Source organism: Bacillus sp. FAU18 (assembly GCF_056033885.1).
The window spans coordinates 90,360-106,916 of sequence record NZ_JBVYHZ010000003.1 but is presented as its reverse complement, the minus strand read 5'-3'; the positions used below and the strand labels follow the sequence as shown (position 1 = coordinate 106,916).

The 16,557-nt window shown below is 46.4% G+C and carries 15 protein-coding genes and 2 pseudogenes; 8 read left to right on the top strand and 9 right to left on the bottom strand.

The annotated features are described in order from the left end of the window. Positions 1-2: 2 nt before the first annotated feature. The 5 genes from citT to AC0OMU_RS00685 all read right to left on the bottom strand — a co-directional run bounded on the left by citT (position 3) and on the right by AC0OMU_RS00685 (position 5,772). On the bottom strand, positions 3-683 hold the full coding sequence (gene citT / locus AC0OMU_RS00705; protein WP_003242754.1) for a two-component response regulator CitT: 681 nt from the start codon (positions 681-683) through the stop codon (positions 3-5). Then, positions 655-2,283, bottom strand: a complete 1,629-nt coding sequence (gene yflR, locus AC0OMU_RS00700; RefSeq protein ID WP_474240831.1) for a two-component sensor histidine kinase CitS — start codon at positions 2,281-2,283, stop codon at positions 655-657. Before yflR ends, citT begins: the two co-directional genes overlap by 29 nt. A gap of 126 nt (positions 2,284-2,409) precedes the next feature. Continuing rightward, positions 2,410-3,846: an anion permease gene (locus tag AC0OMU_RS00695; RefSeq protein ID WP_015383080.1), complete on the bottom strand. Its 1,437-nt coding sequence runs from the start codon at positions 3,844-3,846 to the stop codon at positions 2,410-2,412. 126 nt (positions 3,847-3,972) lie between these two features. After that, entirely contained in the window at positions 3,973-5,235 is a 1,263-nt protein-coding gene (locus tag AC0OMU_RS00690; RefSeq protein WP_032726666.1) for a pectate lyase, read from the bottom strand. 189 nt (positions 5,236-5,424) lie between these two features. Next, a complete protein-coding gene (locus AC0OMU_RS00685) occupies positions 5,425-5,772 on the bottom strand; it encodes a YflT domain-containing protein (protein WP_003233729.1) in 348 nt (115 codons plus the stop codon). 243 nt (positions 5,773-6,015) lie between these two features. On the opposite strand from AC0OMU_RS00685, the gene AC0OMU_RS00680 reads away from it, so the two are divergent. The 6 genes from AC0OMU_RS00680 to AC0OMU_RS00655 all read left to right on the top strand — a co-directional run bounded on the left by AC0OMU_RS00680 (position 6,016) and on the right by AC0OMU_RS00655 (position 11,450). After that, positions 6,016-6,384, top strand: coding sequence for a YfmB family protein (locus AC0OMU_RS00680; RefSeq protein ID WP_003233730.1), 369 nt, complete (start codon positions 6,016-6,018; stop codon positions 6,382-6,384). A gap of 109 nt (positions 6,385-6,493) precedes the next feature. Continuing rightward, a complete protein-coding gene (gene yfmC, locus AC0OMU_RS00675; RefSeq protein WP_474240830.1) occupies positions 6,494-7,441 on the top strand; it encodes a Fe(3+)-citrate ABC transporter substrate-binding protein YfmC in 948 nt (315 codons plus the stop codon). Between the two features lie 72 nt (positions 7,442-7,513). Beyond that, on the top strand, positions 7,514-8,515 hold the full coding sequence (fecD, locus tag AC0OMU_RS00670) for a Fe(3+) dicitrate ABC transporter permease FecD (protein WP_015482945.1): 1,002 nt from the start codon (positions 7,514-7,516) through the stop codon (positions 8,513-8,515). Then, complete coding sequence (yfmE, locus tag AC0OMU_RS00665) at positions 8,512-9,513, top strand: Fe(3+)-citrate ABC transporter permease YfmE (protein WP_003243506.1); 1,002 nt, start codon at positions 8,512-8,514, stop codon at positions 9,511-9,513. Before fecD ends, yfmE begins: the two co-directional genes overlap by 4 nt. A 12-nt stretch (positions 9,514-9,525) precedes the next feature. After that, a complete protein-coding gene (gene yfmF / locus AC0OMU_RS00660; RefSeq protein WP_003233737.1) occupies positions 9,526-10,326 on the top strand; it encodes a Fe(3+)-citrate ABC transporter ATP-binding protein YfmF in 801 nt (266 codons plus the stop codon). A 104-nt stretch (positions 10,327-10,430) separates the two neighbouring features. Beyond that, positions 10,431-11,450: an NADP-dependent oxidoreductase gene (locus AC0OMU_RS00655; protein ID WP_367147995.1), complete on the top strand. Its 1,020-nt coding sequence runs from the start codon at positions 10,431-10,433 to the stop codon at positions 11,448-11,450. A 52-nt stretch (positions 11,451-11,502) separates the two neighbouring features. On the opposite strand, the pseudogene AC0OMU_RS00650 reads toward AC0OMU_RS00655, so the two are convergent. Next, positions 11,503-11,925, bottom strand: a pseudogene (locus AC0OMU_RS00650) (GNAT family N-acetyltransferase). Positions 11,926-11,994: 69 nt separating this feature from the next. Beyond that, positions 11,995-13,125 (bottom strand): DEAD/DEAH box helicase, encoded by a 1,131-nt coding sequence (locus tag AC0OMU_RS00645; RefSeq protein WP_015482943.1) that lies wholly within the window; start codon positions 13,123-13,125, stop codon positions 11,995-11,997. A gap of 172 nt (positions 13,126-13,297) precedes the next feature. Between AC0OMU_RS00645 and AC0OMU_RS00640 the strand changes: the two genes are divergently transcribed. Next, on the top strand, positions 13,298-14,854 hold the full coding sequence (locus AC0OMU_RS00640) for an ABC-F family ATP-binding cassette domain-containing protein (protein WP_014476110.1): 1,557 nt from the start codon (positions 13,298-13,300) through the stop codon (positions 14,852-14,854). A 35-nt stretch (positions 14,855-14,889) separates the two neighbouring features. Here the strand turns inward: AC0OMU_RS00640 and AC0OMU_RS00635 are convergent, their stop codons facing one another. Then, positions 14,890-15,126, bottom strand: a complete 237-nt coding sequence (locus tag AC0OMU_RS00635; protein ID WP_047183543.1) for a hypothetical protein — start codon at positions 15,124-15,126, stop codon at positions 14,890-14,892. A 31-nt stretch (positions 15,127-15,157) separates the two neighbouring features. Between AC0OMU_RS00635 and AC0OMU_RS00630 the strand changes: the two are divergent. Continuing rightward, positions 15,158-15,282, top strand: a pseudogene (locus AC0OMU_RS00630) (GNAT family N-acetyltransferase); the annotation flags it as partial. Between the two features lie 35 nt (positions 15,283-15,317). Here the strand turns inward: AC0OMU_RS00630 and AC0OMU_RS00625 are convergent. Further along, on the bottom strand, positions 15,318-16,508 hold the full coding sequence (locus AC0OMU_RS00625) for an MFS transporter (RefSeq protein WP_474240829.1): 1,191 nt from the start codon (positions 16,506-16,508) through the stop codon (positions 15,318-15,320). Positions 16,509-16,557: the final 49 nt, after the last annotated feature.

Here is a 16,557-nt window from a genome sequence, read left to right as displayed (position 1 = left end):
ATCTAATCCGCCGCCAAATAATATTTTCTCTCCGGCCTGCCGATAATCCCGTATTCAAGCTCGGCTCTTGCTTCTTCCTTTGACACAAGGTACTCGGCATAACGGCGGGCAGTTGTTCGTGACGCCCCCATTTTTTCCCCAAGTTCCTCCGCTGTCAATCCTTCTGACGCAGTCTGAAGCGCTTCCTTAATTTTTCGCAGTGTAATCGAATTAATGCCAGTCGGCAAATCCTCTGCCGGCAAAGCTGTCTTCACACCGTTCCCAAAAATATGGTCGATCATCGATTGGCTGACCTCCGGCTGAGACATGAGCAGCTTCCTTTTTTCTTTATACTGAAGCAGCACCTGCCTGAACTTGTCAGCCGTTACGGGTTTGATCAAATAGTGGGCAATCCCCGCTCTTAGCGCTTCCTGCAAATGCCGGGTTTCTGTTGCCGCTGTGATAATCATAATGTCCACTTCAGGAAATCGGCTTCGTATATCAGGAATCAACGCGGTCCCAAGCTCGTCCGGCATATAAATATCCAGCAGAAGCAAATCAGCCTTGTGTTCCTTCAAAAGCGCCAATGTCTCTTTTGCGTTAGCCGCCTTGCCGATAATCTTGAATCCATCAAGCTGTTTAATCAATCTCTCATGGATTTGCGCAACTCGAAAATCATCCTCCGCAATTGCGATGTGAATCAAATGGATTCCCCCTTTGTTTCTCCTTCGGTATAAACACAGTGAATACCGCCCCGCCAGTTTTTTGATTCGCCAGTTCGATCCAGCCGCCCAGTTCACGCACTGAGTCTTTCACATTGGCCAGACCGTAGCCTCTCCTCATCCCCTTTGAAGAATAGCCTCTCTCAAACACTTCTTCCATCTTATCTGGCGGCACACCGGGCCCTGTGTCTGATACTTCAATGACAATGTCATGGCCCATATCCGTGATAAAAAACAAAACTTCCTTCACGCTTTGCTCCGCTACAGCTTCGAAAGCGTTATCAATTAAATTGCCGATAATTGTAATAAGATGGGACAAGCCGATATGTGCAGGAAGAGGCGCGAGTGAGCTGTTCTCATCAATCACCAGCTTGACCTTCTTTTCCGATGCCTTGCTTATTTTCCCTAACAAAATGGCCTGAACCTGCTGCGAATGGATGTTATGGAATAAAAGATCATGCTGTTCATTTTGTATCGCATATTCCTCTTTAATCAGATCAATGGCTTCATCATACTCCCCAAGCTCAAGCAGCCCTAAAATCGCATAAAGCTTATTTGAAAATTCATGAGTCTGCGCCCTGAGATCCTCTGAATATTTGCGAACCTCTGTCAATGTGTCGATCAGCTTCTTCAGCTCTGTTTTCTCCCTGAAGCTGACGACAATCCCATATGCCTGCCCGCCTTGATTCATCACTTTCGTATTGATAATAAACACTTGATCGTTGACGCTTACCTCTTGGTTCGGCAGCATTTCTCCTTGTTCAAGCACAGACATCAGCCCTGCTCCCGGCATGACGTCATCTATAGGAAGATGGATCACAGGCTCGGGCAGCTTCAGCATCTCGGCCGCCGATACGTTCATCATGGTGACGACGCCTTCACGATTGGTGGCAATAATCCCTTCTCGAATCGCGAAAAGCATTGCGTTCCTCTCACGATATAGAGCCGCGATCTCATGCGGTTCAAGCCCAAGCGTATCCTTTCTGATGCTTTTCGCCAGCACGGCGGCGCCAATAAATCCGAGCAGCAACACAAGCACAGCAATCACACTCAAATTTCTCAAATGCTTTTTGATGCTTTGCTCTGTCTCCGTTTGCAGAAAATCAACAGATACGCTGCCGATCACTTGGCTGTATCCCTTTTGTTCTTTTATAATCGGCGCGCTCCCTCTGATCACTCTTCGTCCATCCGCTTTTGTTTCAGAAACATGCGAACCGCCAAACAAAATTTCTCTGCTGCGCTCCAGTTTCTTTAATCCGCTTTTTCCAGAGGCGCTGCGAATGTCTCCTTTTTCGTCCAAAACATAAATGGCAAACGCGCCAGTCTGTTCTTTCATTTGTTCAATGACCTCTTGCGTCTCAGCCGCATGTCCGCCTTTTCTCTCAATGAGCTCTTTAACCGGCGGCATATAGGAAATGGTTCTCGCCGTTTGAACCGCCAGCTGCTCTGCCTGTCTCCGTTCTCCCTGTGTATGCTGAACGGCTAACGTAATAGTCAGCACACCAATGACAAAGACCAGCAGAGCCGCAATCAGCCCCATTATTTTTGTTTGCAGGGAAAAATGGAACCGCTTTTTCACCACAGCACCAGCCGTCCTTTCTACCTAGATCATATCATTTTTATAGGGAATTTTCTCATTTTTCAAAATCCGTTTTCTTGCGAAGGAGTGAAAATAAAAAAAAGGCAGACCGCGTCTGCCTTTTTCTTTCTACCATATTCCTAGTACTTTCCACCATAATCCGCCGATCACAAGCCATACGATGATATGAACAATCGACAGGATAAATCCGATGGACCACCATTTGCCTTGCGGGATGTAGCCTGCTCCGAAGAAGACCGGAGCCGCTCCAGAACCGTAGTGAGTCGTTGACCCGAACAGGTTACTGATGAACGCGAGGCTCAGCGCTGCTAAAAGCGGCGGTGCGCCCGCTGCCACGACGACAGCCAAAAATGCTGAATACATTGCACTGATGTGGGCTGTCGCACTTGCAAAGAAATAGTGAGAGTAATAATACACAACAATTAAAATGATGAATGCCACAATCCAAGAGAACCCTGATACGGATGATTTCATGGCATTACTGAACCAAGACACCATGCCTAATTCATTCAAGAAGTTGGCGAGCATGACAAGCGCCGCAAACCAAGTGAGCGTATCCCAAGCGCCCTGTTCTTTCTTGATATCATCCCAAGTCAGAACCTGTGATAATAAGAGAACGGACAAACCGATCAATGCGGTTGTGGTTGCGTCGATGTTGAAGCTGCCGCCAAAAATCCACAGCACAAGCACCAAAAGAAACACGATAACCATGGAAAGCTCTGATTTTTTGAACGGTCCCATTTCTTTCAGTTTTTCTGTTGCGATTTTCGCCGCATCCGGTGTTTCTTTGATTTCCGGCGGATACAGCTTGTAAATCACAAGCGGCGTGATGATTAAGCTTACAAGTCCCGGTACAATCGCGGCAATTGCCCAGCTTGTCCATGTTAAGTCCACCCCTGCGACATCATGGGCCAGCTTGGCAATCAGCGGGTTCGCCGCCATCGCTGTCAGGAACATAGCAGATGTGATCAGATTCCCCTGAAAACCGGTTTTTAATAAGAATGCACCGATTTTTCTCTCTGTTCCATTTGCCGGGCTTGATCCGAATGTTTCGGATAATGATCTGATAATAGGAAATATAATGCCTCCTGCACGCGCCGTATTACTTGGAATAGCAGGTGAAAGTATTAAATCACTGAATAGCAGTGAATAAGAAAGTCCAAGGGTTTTTTTCCCGAATTTCTGAACGAATACATACGAAATTCTCGCACCGAGCCCGGTTTTGATAAATCCCCGGGAAATAAAGAATGCGATAACGATAAGCCAAATGGTCTTATTCCCGAATCCGCTTAATGTATCCTCAATTGATAGTGTTCCAGTTAGTGCAGTAACCGCCAATGCAAAAATTGCAATTGCACCCATTGGCAAGGGCTTGGAGATAAAGCCGATAATTGTCGCGACAAAAATCGCAAACAAATGCCAAGCTTTAGGTTCAAGTCCGGACGGAGCGGGAATAAACCAGATGATTAGTCCCACAGCGACAGTAATAAGCAATGGAACAAGCTTTACTGCTGACTGTTTTCCTGCGTCTTTTTCTGAAGCCATAAATAGGTCTCCTCCTATATACTTGTTTTCCGATCCCCTTTTCCATTCTACTCCTTAACTAAGTTAATAAACATTTTAATTAATTAAAAAACACAAAGGTTAGCACCCTTTGTGTTTTTCACTTTCTTAATTTAATTTACCCGCACCCGCTTGATTTATAACATTTGATTTCACATTAGCAGAAGCATCAATCGATCCATGCAGAGACGGCGTCCAGCCGACAGAAGAGCTCAGCCCGTTTGCAGCCGATGCGTTGATCTGTGTGCCGTTCAGCAACGTGCCGGAGTCATATAAAGCCGTTCCCCCGCTGAATACGCTGATCGTTTTAGCAGCTGACAGTCCCGGTACGTCAATGACATTGTTTTGGGCATAGATTTTAGATGACTTTCCGATTCCCCATGCATAGCTGAAAGGATAACTTGAAGAGCTTGTGCTTCCTTCATAATAGTTATTGTATACGTGCACTTGCCCGAAGCGGACTCTCGGCGCGCGCTGGACAATATTTTTATAGCGGTTATGATGCAGCGTAATTTTTAATTTGCCGTCATCGGAGGTTTTGCTGTCACTTGATCCGAAAATGGAGCTTTTATCATGATCGTGATAATAGTTGTAAGACATCGTGATATAGTTAGCACCGTTGGAAGCATCCGTTTGGCCGTCATGGTGCTGATATTTTCTTCCATAATATTTCGGCGATGTGCTGTCCGGACGCGAACCGTCATTAAATGTACAGTGATCAATCCAGATGTGTGTGCCGCCGTTTATCGTGATGTTGTCGTATTGTGAGTTCCAGTTCCCTGAGCTTCCGTCAGTCGGATCCCATTGCGGAAAATAGTCATAGGCATCCTGGAATTCAATGTTGCGAATAATGACGTTATCACTCTTGATTTGGAAGTTTCCGCCCACGACTTTAGCGTTAGTCCCTGAACCGACGATCGTCGTGTTTGCAGGAATATCCACCATGACCCGTGCTTTTTGGTTTTTCTGAGAGCGTGCTCTCGCTTCTTCTTGTGTTCCCGACGGCTCTTTTTTGCCCCATGTGCTAGGATCATAGGCTTTCAAATATTTGTCCAAATCATACTCCGGATCTTTATAGTCATTTAGACCAAGCGGCTTCAGATTGTCATCCACGTTCATGTCAATCGTTCCCTTGATATAAATGATTTTTGGCGTTGTGTTCGTTTCCTTCCCTAATGCCGAGACAAGCTGGTTTCTGTTGCTGACGGTATACACATTTGAGGACGATGCTTTTGCCCCGCCTGTCGTGCCGGTCGAGTACGCGCCCCATCCATCATTGGATCCCAACGTCTGGTGGCCTAAATCAGCTGCGTTCGCGCCAGCTGGAGTCAATCCTAAAAACAAAGCCGTAGCTAACATCACTTTTTTCATCCACTATGTACCCCCATTTTCTATTTTGTGAGATTTTATTCCAATTTATCACAAAAATATAATAGCAAATTGAGGGACATCCAGAACCGAAAATGTTCCGCTATCCTATTGCGGCATTCTGCAAAATACCACCGCAAAGACCGCAAAAAAACCAAAAGGCCGTCATGGCCTTTTGGTTTTTTCTTTGCTTTATGCCCAAGCTTTCACTTTTTCGTTATCTGTCACAAAGAGAAGCACTTTTCCTTCATCTAAGCGTTTTTCAAATTGAGCGGCTTCATCTTCAGAAAAACCGATTTCGTGAATTTTATTGCGGAGCTCGTCTCCTTTTTTATTGAAGATATTTCCCACCGCGTGCTTGAAACCTGTTTCTTTGGCTCCGATCGTATTGGCATTCGTGTTGTCTGCCAGGCGTTCCGTTCTGTCATCGTCGTGAGCTAAGACGTATACATCCTCTTTCGCAACACCCATTTTCTGTAATTCCTCTACATCCTTCATAAGCTGTTCGTCATTTGTATACTCTTTTACAACTGGTTTCATGTCGATATTCCTCCTTCATGTTTTCTATATTTCTTTCATACCCGATCGTCTGTACCTGAAACAGATTCCAGAACATTAAAGAGAAAAACAGGAGGAATGGTAGTAGCTATTTGTTTTCCGTCCATGGTAAAGTGATAGGAACGGGACCTATTTTCAGAAAAATCAAAATTAAAGAGAAGCCGCTGCACGGAGCACACGACCATGAAATGCTGCCTTTATCCGTACGAGCAGGAGGTATGTCTAATGCAATACTTTTCACCAGAACAGCAATACAATGCTTGGATTGTGAGTGATTTAGTCAAACAGATTTTCCATAAGCGTGCCGGATGTTCACCAGGAATTCACGAGCTTGCGGTTTTTGCCGAGGAACATTTTCATATCGATATCGACTTTGTTTTCTCGATTATCATGAATATCGGCGACATTGAATTTGCACTAACAGATGAAATAGAAAAGAAATTGTCCGGTTATCTCAGCACTCTCCTTCCTTATGTCACTGCTGATATGTTCGAAACCTCTAAAGCCAACGCCCATGCGTTTTTGTCTCGAAGACACGGTAACGCTGCATACCACTTATTTGTGTCTGATGATGCTTTCATGAGAAAGCAGTAAAAAACGCAGCTTTCTTTACTAAAAAAATATTGACATGATAAGCCATGCTATTATAGTGTTACATGTGATAATGATTCTCATTACTAAATCTGAAAAAAGGAAGAATGACATGCGCACCTATTCTAACAAGTTGATTGCCATCATGAGTGTTTTATTGCTCGCCTGCCTCATTGTATCCGGCTGTTCATCAAGCCAGAATAACAACGGAAGCGGCGAAAGCAAGTCTAAAGATTCCAGAGTGATCCATGACGAAGAAGGAAAAACGACAGTAAGCGGCACACCTAAGCGGGTGGTTGTGCTTGAGCTTTCATTCTTGGATGCCGTTCACAATCTCGGCATTACGCCGGTGGGCATCGCCGATGACAACAAAAAAGATATGATTAAAAAGCTTGTCGGCAGCTCCATTGATTACACATCTGTAGGCACACGCAGCGAACCCAATCTTGAGGTCATCAGTTCCTTGAAGCCTGATTTAATCATCGCTGACGCTGAGCGCCATAAAAACATTTATAAACAGCTGAAACAAATCGCTCCGACAATTGAATTAAAAAGCCGTGAAGCGACATATGACGAAACGATCGACAGCTTTACGACCATTGCTAAAGCATTAAATAAAGAAGATGAAGGAAAAGAAAAGCTTGCCGAGCACAAAAAAGTCATCAACGATCTAAAAGCCGAACTTCCGAAAGATGAAAACCGCAACATCGTTCTCGGCGTTGCAAGAGCGGATTCCTTCCAGCTTCATACATCATCATCCTATGACGGAGAAATCTTTAAAATGCTAGGCTTTACACACGCTGTGAAGTCAGATAACGCCTATCAAGAGGTCAGCCTCGAGCAATTGAGCAAAATCGATCCTAATATTTTGTTCATCTCAGCCAACGAAGGCAAAACCATTGTAGATGAGTGGAAAACGAACCCGCTCTGGAAAAATCTCAAAGCGGTGAAAAATGGACAAGTCTATGATGCGGACCGTGACACTTGGACAAGATTCAGAGGCATCAAGTCTAGTGAAACAAGCGCCAAAGATGTGCTTAAAAAAGTGTATAATAAATAGGACAAATGAGAAGCGAGGGGAAATCCTTGCTTCTTCGTTTTTGCAACCAGACGCAGTAAGGAAGTGAGACTGTTGTATCATTCAGCCAAACGGCGCTCATCATCAAGACTGATGATGTTCATCATTGCACTGATTATTTTTATATTTGGGCTTGGGCTGAATCTTTCAGTAGGAGCCTCAGACATCGGCATCATAGATTCATTGAAATATCTTTTTGTATGGGACGGTTCAAAGGAACAGCTCATCATCTCTACTCTTCGCCTTCCCCGCACTTTAATCGGCGTTTTTGTCGGCGCCAGCCTAGCTGTAGCAGGGGCGCTGATGCAGGCTATGACCAGAAATCCTCTGGCTTCACCCCAAATTTTCGGTGTGAATGCGGGTGCATCGCTTTTTGTCGTTGCTTCTCTCGTCATTCTGCCGGCATCGCCCTATTCATCTGTTATATTCGCTTTTGCGGGTGCGGCAGCAGGCGGCGCGATTGTGTATATGATTGCCTCATCCGGCGGAATGACACCTGTTAAGCTGGCGCTGTCAGGAATGGCCGTGCATTTGTTCCTCTCCTCTATGACACAGGCCATCATTATTTTAAATGAGTCAGGTGAGGATGTTCTGTACTGGATGACAGGCGCAATCGACGGCAGCAACTGGCAGGATGTCATAACCATCGCTCCGTTTTCTGTCATTGGCATCGGGCTTGCCCTCGTATTTTCCGGTTCTGTTTCTGTTCTCGGTCTCGGAGACGAAACAGCAAAAGGGCTTGGACAAAATATGAACGGCATCCGGATTCTGATCAGTTTGATTATTTTAATCCTTTCCGGCGCTTCCGTAGCCGTCGCCGGGCCGATTGGCTTTGTCGGGCTGCTCGTCCCGCATATTGTCCGCAAGCTGATCGGAGAACATTATCAATACGTGCTTCCGTTTTCGGCACTGTTCGGTGCCATTTTGCTGGTGTACGCAGATGTTCTGGCCAGATGGATTGCATTTCCTTATGAATCACCGGTCGGCATTGTCACCGCGATTATCGGAACGCCGTTTTTCTTATATTTGGCAAGGAAAGGGCGACATCTGAAATGAAGAAAACAACCAGAAAACAAAAACGCCCCTTGCTGGCGATACTCATATTGGCCGTGATTTTGATCGTTCTGTCCGTCATCAGCATTGGAATCGGTGCATTATACATTTCACCTGATGCGGTAGTGACGAATCTGCTGGGACTGGATCATTCCTTTGAATTTATCATCCAGCAATATCGTCTGCCCCGCATCATATTAGCGATTTTGGCCGGTGCTGGGCTTGCCGCTGCCGGAGCGATTTTACAGGGTGTGATCCGAAATCCGCTCGCTTCCCCGGACGTTGTCGGCATTTCAAAAGGCTCCGGACTTGCGGCGATGGCTGTGATTCTCATCTTTCCTGAGTCGCCGGTATACGTGCTTCCGTTCTCCGCATTTGCCGGAGCCGCCATTATTGCTGTACTATTATTAATGATAGCCCGAAAAAAGAGCATTCAGCCCTCTTCACTGGCTTTATCAGGCATTGCTTTAGGCGCGGTCTGCCACGCCGGAATGCAATATATGATGGTCAAGTTTCCGGGCGACGTGAATGCTGCACTCATTTGGCTGACAGGAAGCCTCTGGGGAAGAAACTGGGAAGAAGTCAAGCTGCTTGCGCCTTGGCTTTTGATTCTTTTTCCGATCGTATGCATACTCATACCGAAGCTGGATCTTATGTCACTCGGGGATGAGCTTGCGCAGGGTCTCGGAGAAAACGCAAACCGGCTGCGATTCATCCTGATTTTCACCGCGGTGGCGCTGGCGGGAAGCTGTGTAGCCGTCGTCGGCTCAATCGGTTTTATCGGCTTGCTTGCTCCGCATATCGCCAGACGGCTTACCGGAGAAAAAGCTAAATATTTACTGCCTGCATCGGCATTGATTGGTGCTATTATATTATTAATTGCAGATACGTTAGGGCGTGGCATCATGCCTCCGGTTGAAATACCTGCCGGAATACTGACAGCCGTGATCGGCGCGCCTTATTTCTTATATTTATTGAAATTCGAAGCGAGGAAACAGTAGGGAGAGGATACCATGGGAAAACTGGCTGCAGACCAGCTCACTCTTTCATATGACAGTACAGTGATTATTGACGGAGTCGACTTAAAGATAGAAGAAGGAAAAATCACTGCGCTCATCGGCGCTAATGGCTGCGGTAAATCAACAATCCTCAAATCGCTCGCCAGGCTGATGGCTCCGAAAAGCGGTACAGTGCTACTAGAAGGAAAAGACATCCACCGCCAGCCATCAAAAGAAGTCGCAAAAAAACTGGCCATTCTTCCACAATCTCCTCAGGCTCCTGAAGGATTGACGGTAGAGGAATTATGCTATTTTGGCAGACATCCTCACAAAAAGCTGTTATCCAAGCATACCCAAGAGGATCATGACATGGTAGAGTGGGCGCTGGAAGCAACGGGCATGATTGAACTGAAGGATCGGACACTTGATGCCCTCTCAGGCGGTCAAAGACAAAGAGCCTGGATTTCCATGGCACTTGCACAAGGCACTGATTTGCTTTTGCTTGATGAGCCGACCACGTATTTAGACATCTCACACCAGATTGAAGTACTTGAACTGCTGAAAAAGCTGAACCGCGACCATGGCCGCACCGTTGTCATGGTGCTCCATGATTTAAACCAAGCCGCTCAATATGCTGACTATCTAATCAGTGTGCTGGACGGAAAAATATACAACGCCGGAACACCGGAAGATGTGTTCACCCAGCCATTTTTCCGTGAAGTCTTCGGCTTGGAATGCTGCATCATGAGAAGCCCGATCGACCAGAAGCCAATGTGCCTGCCGACGGGACTGTGTCCGAAATTACGGGCGAAATGAAAAGGAGAGGAAATCCCTCTCCTTTTTTGTATGCCGGCTTACCTTTTGTATTTCCTCTCCTGTCCATGTTACAGTGGTGTCAACCAAGTGATAGGAGGATGAAAATGACAGCATCTCAGCAGCAAATTCAATTAGCAAGACGTCCACAAGGTATTCCTGTTCATGAAGACTTTCGCTTTGAAACCATTCCGGTTCCTGAACCCAAGCAAGGGGAAGTGCTTGTCAAAACGCTTTATGTTTCGGTTGACCCTTATATGCGCGGCCGTATGCAGGATACGAAGTCATATGTTGAGCCGTTCGCTTTAAATGAAGCGCTTTCTGGCGGGGTTATCGCTGAAGTTGTGTCAGACGGGAATCATCTGAAAAAAGGCGATATCGTCATCGGAAATCTCAGCTGGCAGGAATTTTCCGCTGTGAGCGAGTCTGCCTTGCGAAAAATTGATACAAGCCTTGCTCCCGCTTCGGCCTATCTCGGCATTTTGGGAATGACCGGCTTAACAGCATACTTCGGATTGCTGGACATCGGACGCCCGAAGGAAGGCGAAACCGTGGTTGTCTCCGGAGCTGCCGGAGCCGTCGGTTCAACAGTCGGTCAAATTGCCAAAATCAAAGGCGCTCGAGTTGTCGGTATCGCGGGTTCTGATGAAAAAATCGACTATTTAAAACAGGAGCTGCAGTTTGACGAAGCCATCAATTACAAAACAGCGGGTGATATCCAAAAAGCGCTTCAAGACGCTTGTCCTGACGGTATCGATGTGTATTTTGACAATGTCGGCGGACCGATTTCAGACGCGGTCATGAACCTGCTCAATGAATTTGCCCGCATTCCGGTGTGCGGCGCCATTTCTTCCTATAACGCAGAAAGCGAAGCAGATGACATGGGCCCTCGTGTCCAATCAAAACTCATTAAAACGAAGTCGCTGATGCAAGGCTTTATCGTAAGCGACTACTCCGATCGTTTTTCTGAGGGAGCAAAACAGCTGGCCGAATGGCTGAAGGCTGGTAAACTCCATTACGAGGAAACCATCACAGAAGGCTTCGAAAACATTCCTGACGCGTTTCTCGGTTTATTTAAGGGAGAAAATAAAGGGAAACAGCTGATCAAGGTCAGTGATCCGAGCTGAATGAAGATGAAAACGGGAGGGCTTTTTGCCCTCCTTTTGTGTTTCGATGAGATCAGCTGCGAAGAATCAGCGTAAGAAAACCATCTTCATCAGGTTCTGTATCTTCCAAAGTGAATCCTGCTGCTTGAAAGCAAGCTAAACATGCCACCCATACCCGCACACTTTTAAATTCAGGGTCATTCAGCAGTTTTTGCAGTATTTGTTTTCAGTACCCTTGAAGCCGGTACAAAGGATTGACGATCAATCCAATATATGTCCGCTTCTCCCCGAACTCAATAACGACCATCCCTGCCGGCAGCTGTCCATCATACGCCATGATGACAGTATCGTGTTTATCTTTATTTACTCGTGCATACCACTCATCTAATGGCAGCATCCCATCCATTCTCCGTCTGGTATCCTCATTCTCAAACCAGTGTTCAAGGATGTTCAGCTCTGGCTCCTTCACTGTTTGAAATCTGTCTATTGAAACCACCTTCCCACCCCCTGCGCGAAACTTTTTCTATTATTTTACAATAAAAAGAAGGGCTTTTCGCCCTTCTTTTTATTTCGTCTTCAGTTTTCCGCCTGCATACACAGCTTCACTCAGTTCAACACCAAGCTTCTTCGCCATTTTTTTCAGCTTAGATTCCTCCAATTTCGTAACAAGGCTCAGCACGTTGCCTTCTTTTCCGGCCCGGCCTGTTCGTCCTGATCTGTGGACATAGCCATCTTCATCAGGAATATCAGCATGAATCACGTATGGCAGGTTTTCAATGTCTAAACCGCGTGCGGCAATGTCAGTCGCCAATAAAAGAGGAAACTCTCCGTCTTCGAATGCGGCAATGATTTTTGCCCGCTCCATTTTTTTCGCTTCACTGTGCAAAACGCCGAGTTCAACGTGGTGATATGCCAGTTTTTCCGCATATACACTCAGGTTGCCAATGTCTCTCACAAATACGAGTGCCTGCATGCCTTCAAGCCTTGACAGCTTTTGCAGCAGCTTCACTTTGTCGCGCTGGTCGCAAATCAGGTATTGATGCTTCACTTTCCCTGCCTCCGCCTTGCTTCGCTGTACCTTCAACACCTCAGGCTCTTGCGCCAATTCGCGGAGCACATCCTCTGTTTCCTTTTTAAGCGTGGCAGAGAAACATAGAAGCTGGCGGTCTCTTAATGTCGTTTTAATAATTTGTTTGATCGTCTCGCGATGCTCCGGCAGGATAAGCTGATCCGTTTCATCAAGTACAATCGTTTTCACTTCATGCATTTTGAGTTTCTTTGCTTTAATCAGTTCAAATACCCTGCCCGGTGTGCCGACAATGATATGCGGATGTTTCTTCAGCTTTTCGACCTGCTTCTTTACATTCGCCCCGCCGATTAAGGAAGCCGCACGCAGCTCTGAGCCCGCTTTCCAATCCTGAATCACCTGAAAAATCTGCATGACCAGCTCACGGGAAGGCGCTAAAATCACCGCTTGCGGATGCTTTTGCTCTGGTTTGATCCGCTCCAAGACCGGCAGCGCATACGCCAGCGTCTTCCCTGTGCCTGTCGGCGATTCTGCAATGACATCCTTTCCGTCCATGATCAGCTGGGCTGCCTGCTCCTGAACAGGGGTTGGCGTTTGAAAGCCGGAAGCATTCCAATTCTCTTGTATAAATGATTGTGCATTATGTAAAAATGGCCAAGTTTGCGTCATTTTGTTCTCCTCAATTCCTGAAATCTATTCCATAGTATCTCAAAACCTCGCCCGGAACGCAATTTTTCTTTTTCTTTCCTATACCTTTCAACATTCCGAATCCTCCTTTATAATCAAAAGGGTGAATATTACACGCCGATTGTGCGTGTTTGATAATGATAGAGGTGTAAACATGAGTATTTTATCTGTAAAGGATTTAAGCCACGGCTTCGGGGACCGGGCCATTTTTAATAACGTTTCCTTCCGCCTGTTAAAAGGCGAGCACGTCGGCTTGATCGGCGCAAACGGTGAAGGAAAATCAACCTTCATGAATATTATTACCGGAAAGCTTGAACCTGATGAGGGAAAAGTCGAATGGTCAAAAAATGTCCGTGTCGGATACCTTGATCAGCATACCGTGCTGGAAAAAGGAAAATCTATTCGCGACGTCCTGAAAGACGCATTCCATTATTTATTTGCGATGGAAGAGGAAATGAACGAGATTTACAACAAAATGGGCGAGGCTGATCCCGACGAGCTCGAGAAGCTGCTTGAAGAAGTCGGCGTCATTCAAGACGCGCTGACAAACAATGATTTTTATGTCATCGATTCCAAGGTGGAGGAAATTGCCCGCGGTCTAGGTTTGAGCGATATCGGTTTAGAGCGAGATGTCACCGATCTGAGCGGCGGACAGCGCACAAAGGTCCTTCTCGCTAAGCTTCTCCTTGAAAAGCCGGAAATTCTGCTTCTCGATGAGCCGACCAACTATCTTGATGAACAGCATATTGAATGGCTGAAACGCTACCTGCAGGAATACGAGAACGCGTTCATCCTGATTTCCCACGATATTCCGTTCTTAAACAGTGTCATCAACCTGATTTATCACGTTGAAAATCAAGAGCTGACACGCTATGTTGGCGACTACCATCAGTTTATGGAAGTCTACGAGGTGAAAAAACAGCAGCTTGAAGCGGCCTACAAAAAGCAGCAGCAGGAAGTCGCAGAGCTGAAGGATTTCGTTGCCCGCAACAAAGCGCGTGTCAGCACGAGAAACATGGCGATGTCCCGCCAAAAGAAACTCGATAAGATGGATATGATCGAGCTTGCGGCAGAAAAGCCAAAGCCGGAATTCCACTTTAAGCCGGCGAGAACGTCAGGCAAGCTGATTTTTGAGACGAAGGATCTCGTGATCGGTTACGATTCCCCGCTGTCCCGTCCGCTCAACCTCCGCATGGAACGCGGCCAAAAAATCGCCCTTTACGGCGCAAACGGGATCGGAAAAACGACGTTGCTGAAAAGTTTGCTTGGCGAAATCCAACCGCTCGAAGGCTCTGTAGAACGCGGTGAGCACATCTATACCGGCTATTTCGAGCAGGAGGTCAAGGAAACAAACAACAATACGTGCATCGAAGAAGTATGGAGCGAATTCCCTTCTTATACGCAGTATGAAATCCGTGCCGCTCTGGCAAAATGCGGACTGACGACAAAGCATATCGAAAGCCGCGTCTCCGTATTAAGCGGAGGCGAAAAAGCGAAAGTCAGATTGTGCAAGCTAATCAACTCAGAAACAAACCTGCTGGTGCTCGATGAGCCAACAAACCACTTGGATGTCGATGCCAAGGAAGAGCTCAAGCGCGCCCTCAAAGAATATAAAGGCTCCATTCTGCTCATTTCCCACGAGCCAGACTTTTATATGGATATCGCGACAGAAACATGGAACTGCGAGTCTTGGACGACGAAAGTGCTTTAATTTATAAAAAACCCGCCTGATGAAGGGCGGGTTTTTTACTGCCATTTTTTCTGAACGATTCTCAAAAGCTCTCTGTCTTTTAAAATGAGCTGCAATGGAGATGTGAATTCATCAAGTGTCAGCTCTTTTTTGCCAGAAAGCTCATAGTCTTCCTCATCAGCCCATGCGGTGAACCATTCAACCGAAAAGCTGTTTTTCATGATGCTGTGTATGTAATGATAGAGCACCTGTAAACACTTCTGATCATATTCGTCAGGCTTTGCCTTATCCATGGCAAACGTCCCCTCTACAGCATGAACCATCAACGGAGTTAAAAAAATCTCACTGAATGTCCTGGAAACAAACGAAAAGAAATCTTAAAAAAGGAGAAATTGCTTTCTGACGGAAATTACTACAATACGGTAGTAATGGGAAGATTCCACGATTAAAAAAAGACACTGCATATGCGCAGTGTCTTTCGTTATTAATGCCCCGCCTTAATCCCAGCAAGATGTTTACGTCCCATGAGAAGGACAAGCATGCCGACAAAAACGACGATTCCTCCTACTGTATATGGTGTGCTTGCGGTGAAGTGTTCTGACAGCATTCCCGCAATCCACGGAGCGAGCGCGCCGCCGATGAAGCGGACTGAGCTGTAGGCTGAAGACGCGATTGAACGTTCAACCGGCGCAGAACCCATCACAGCGGTTGTCATGATCGTATTCACCATACCGAGGACAGCACCAGCGACAACGATACATGTAATAATCAAAGTCTGATGGTCTGTCCAGATCCCCATAATAACGAGAATGGCCGCAAAGGCGATAAAGAGAACGACGAGCGAACGCACTGTGCCCAGCGCTTTGTGCACGAGCGGCGCCGTAAAGACTGACGTAATCGCCAGCAGAAGGCCCCAGCCGAAGAAGACATATCCAAGACCGTGTTCATCTAAATCCAGAACGAACGGAGAATAAGCAAGCAAAATAAAAAATCCAAAGTTGTATAAGAATGCCGATACCGCCATCGTTAAAAGGCCCTTATATTTGAGCGCCTTCATCGCATCAAACACACCGACGCGTTTCGCCGGTTTCGGCAATTTCGGAAGCATGAAAGAAATCGCGATTAACGCAATAAACATCAGGACAGATACTCCGAAAAACGGCGCGCGCCATGAAATGCTTCCAAGCTCTCCGCCTGCAAGCGGCCCGACGGAAATCCCGAGACCGAGCGCAGCCTCATACAAAATAATCGCTTGGGCGCTTCCTCCGACTGATACGCCGACGATGACTGCAAGCGCTGTTGAAATAAATAAGGCGTTACCTAACCCCCAGCCGCCGCGATAACCGACAAGCTGAGCTATTGAGCTTGAACTTCCGCCAAGCGCTGCAAAGACAATAATAAAAATAAGTCCGAGAATTAACGTCCATTTCGCGCCGATGCGGCTGGAAATGGCTCCTGAGAAAAACATCATAAATCCGGTTACAAGCAAATAACTTGTAAACAAGAGTGATACTTCACTAGGTGAAGCATGTAATTGTGCGGCAATGGCCGGAAGAATTGGATCGACCAGCCCGATTCCCATAAAAGAAATCACACAGGCAAACGCGACAGCCCATACCGCTTTCGGCTGGCTGATCAAGCCTGTTTTCTGATTCACTTGTGTTGTCTTATCCATTTGACCTGACCTCCATCTTTATTCCATTAAAAGAAACGCTACAAAAATA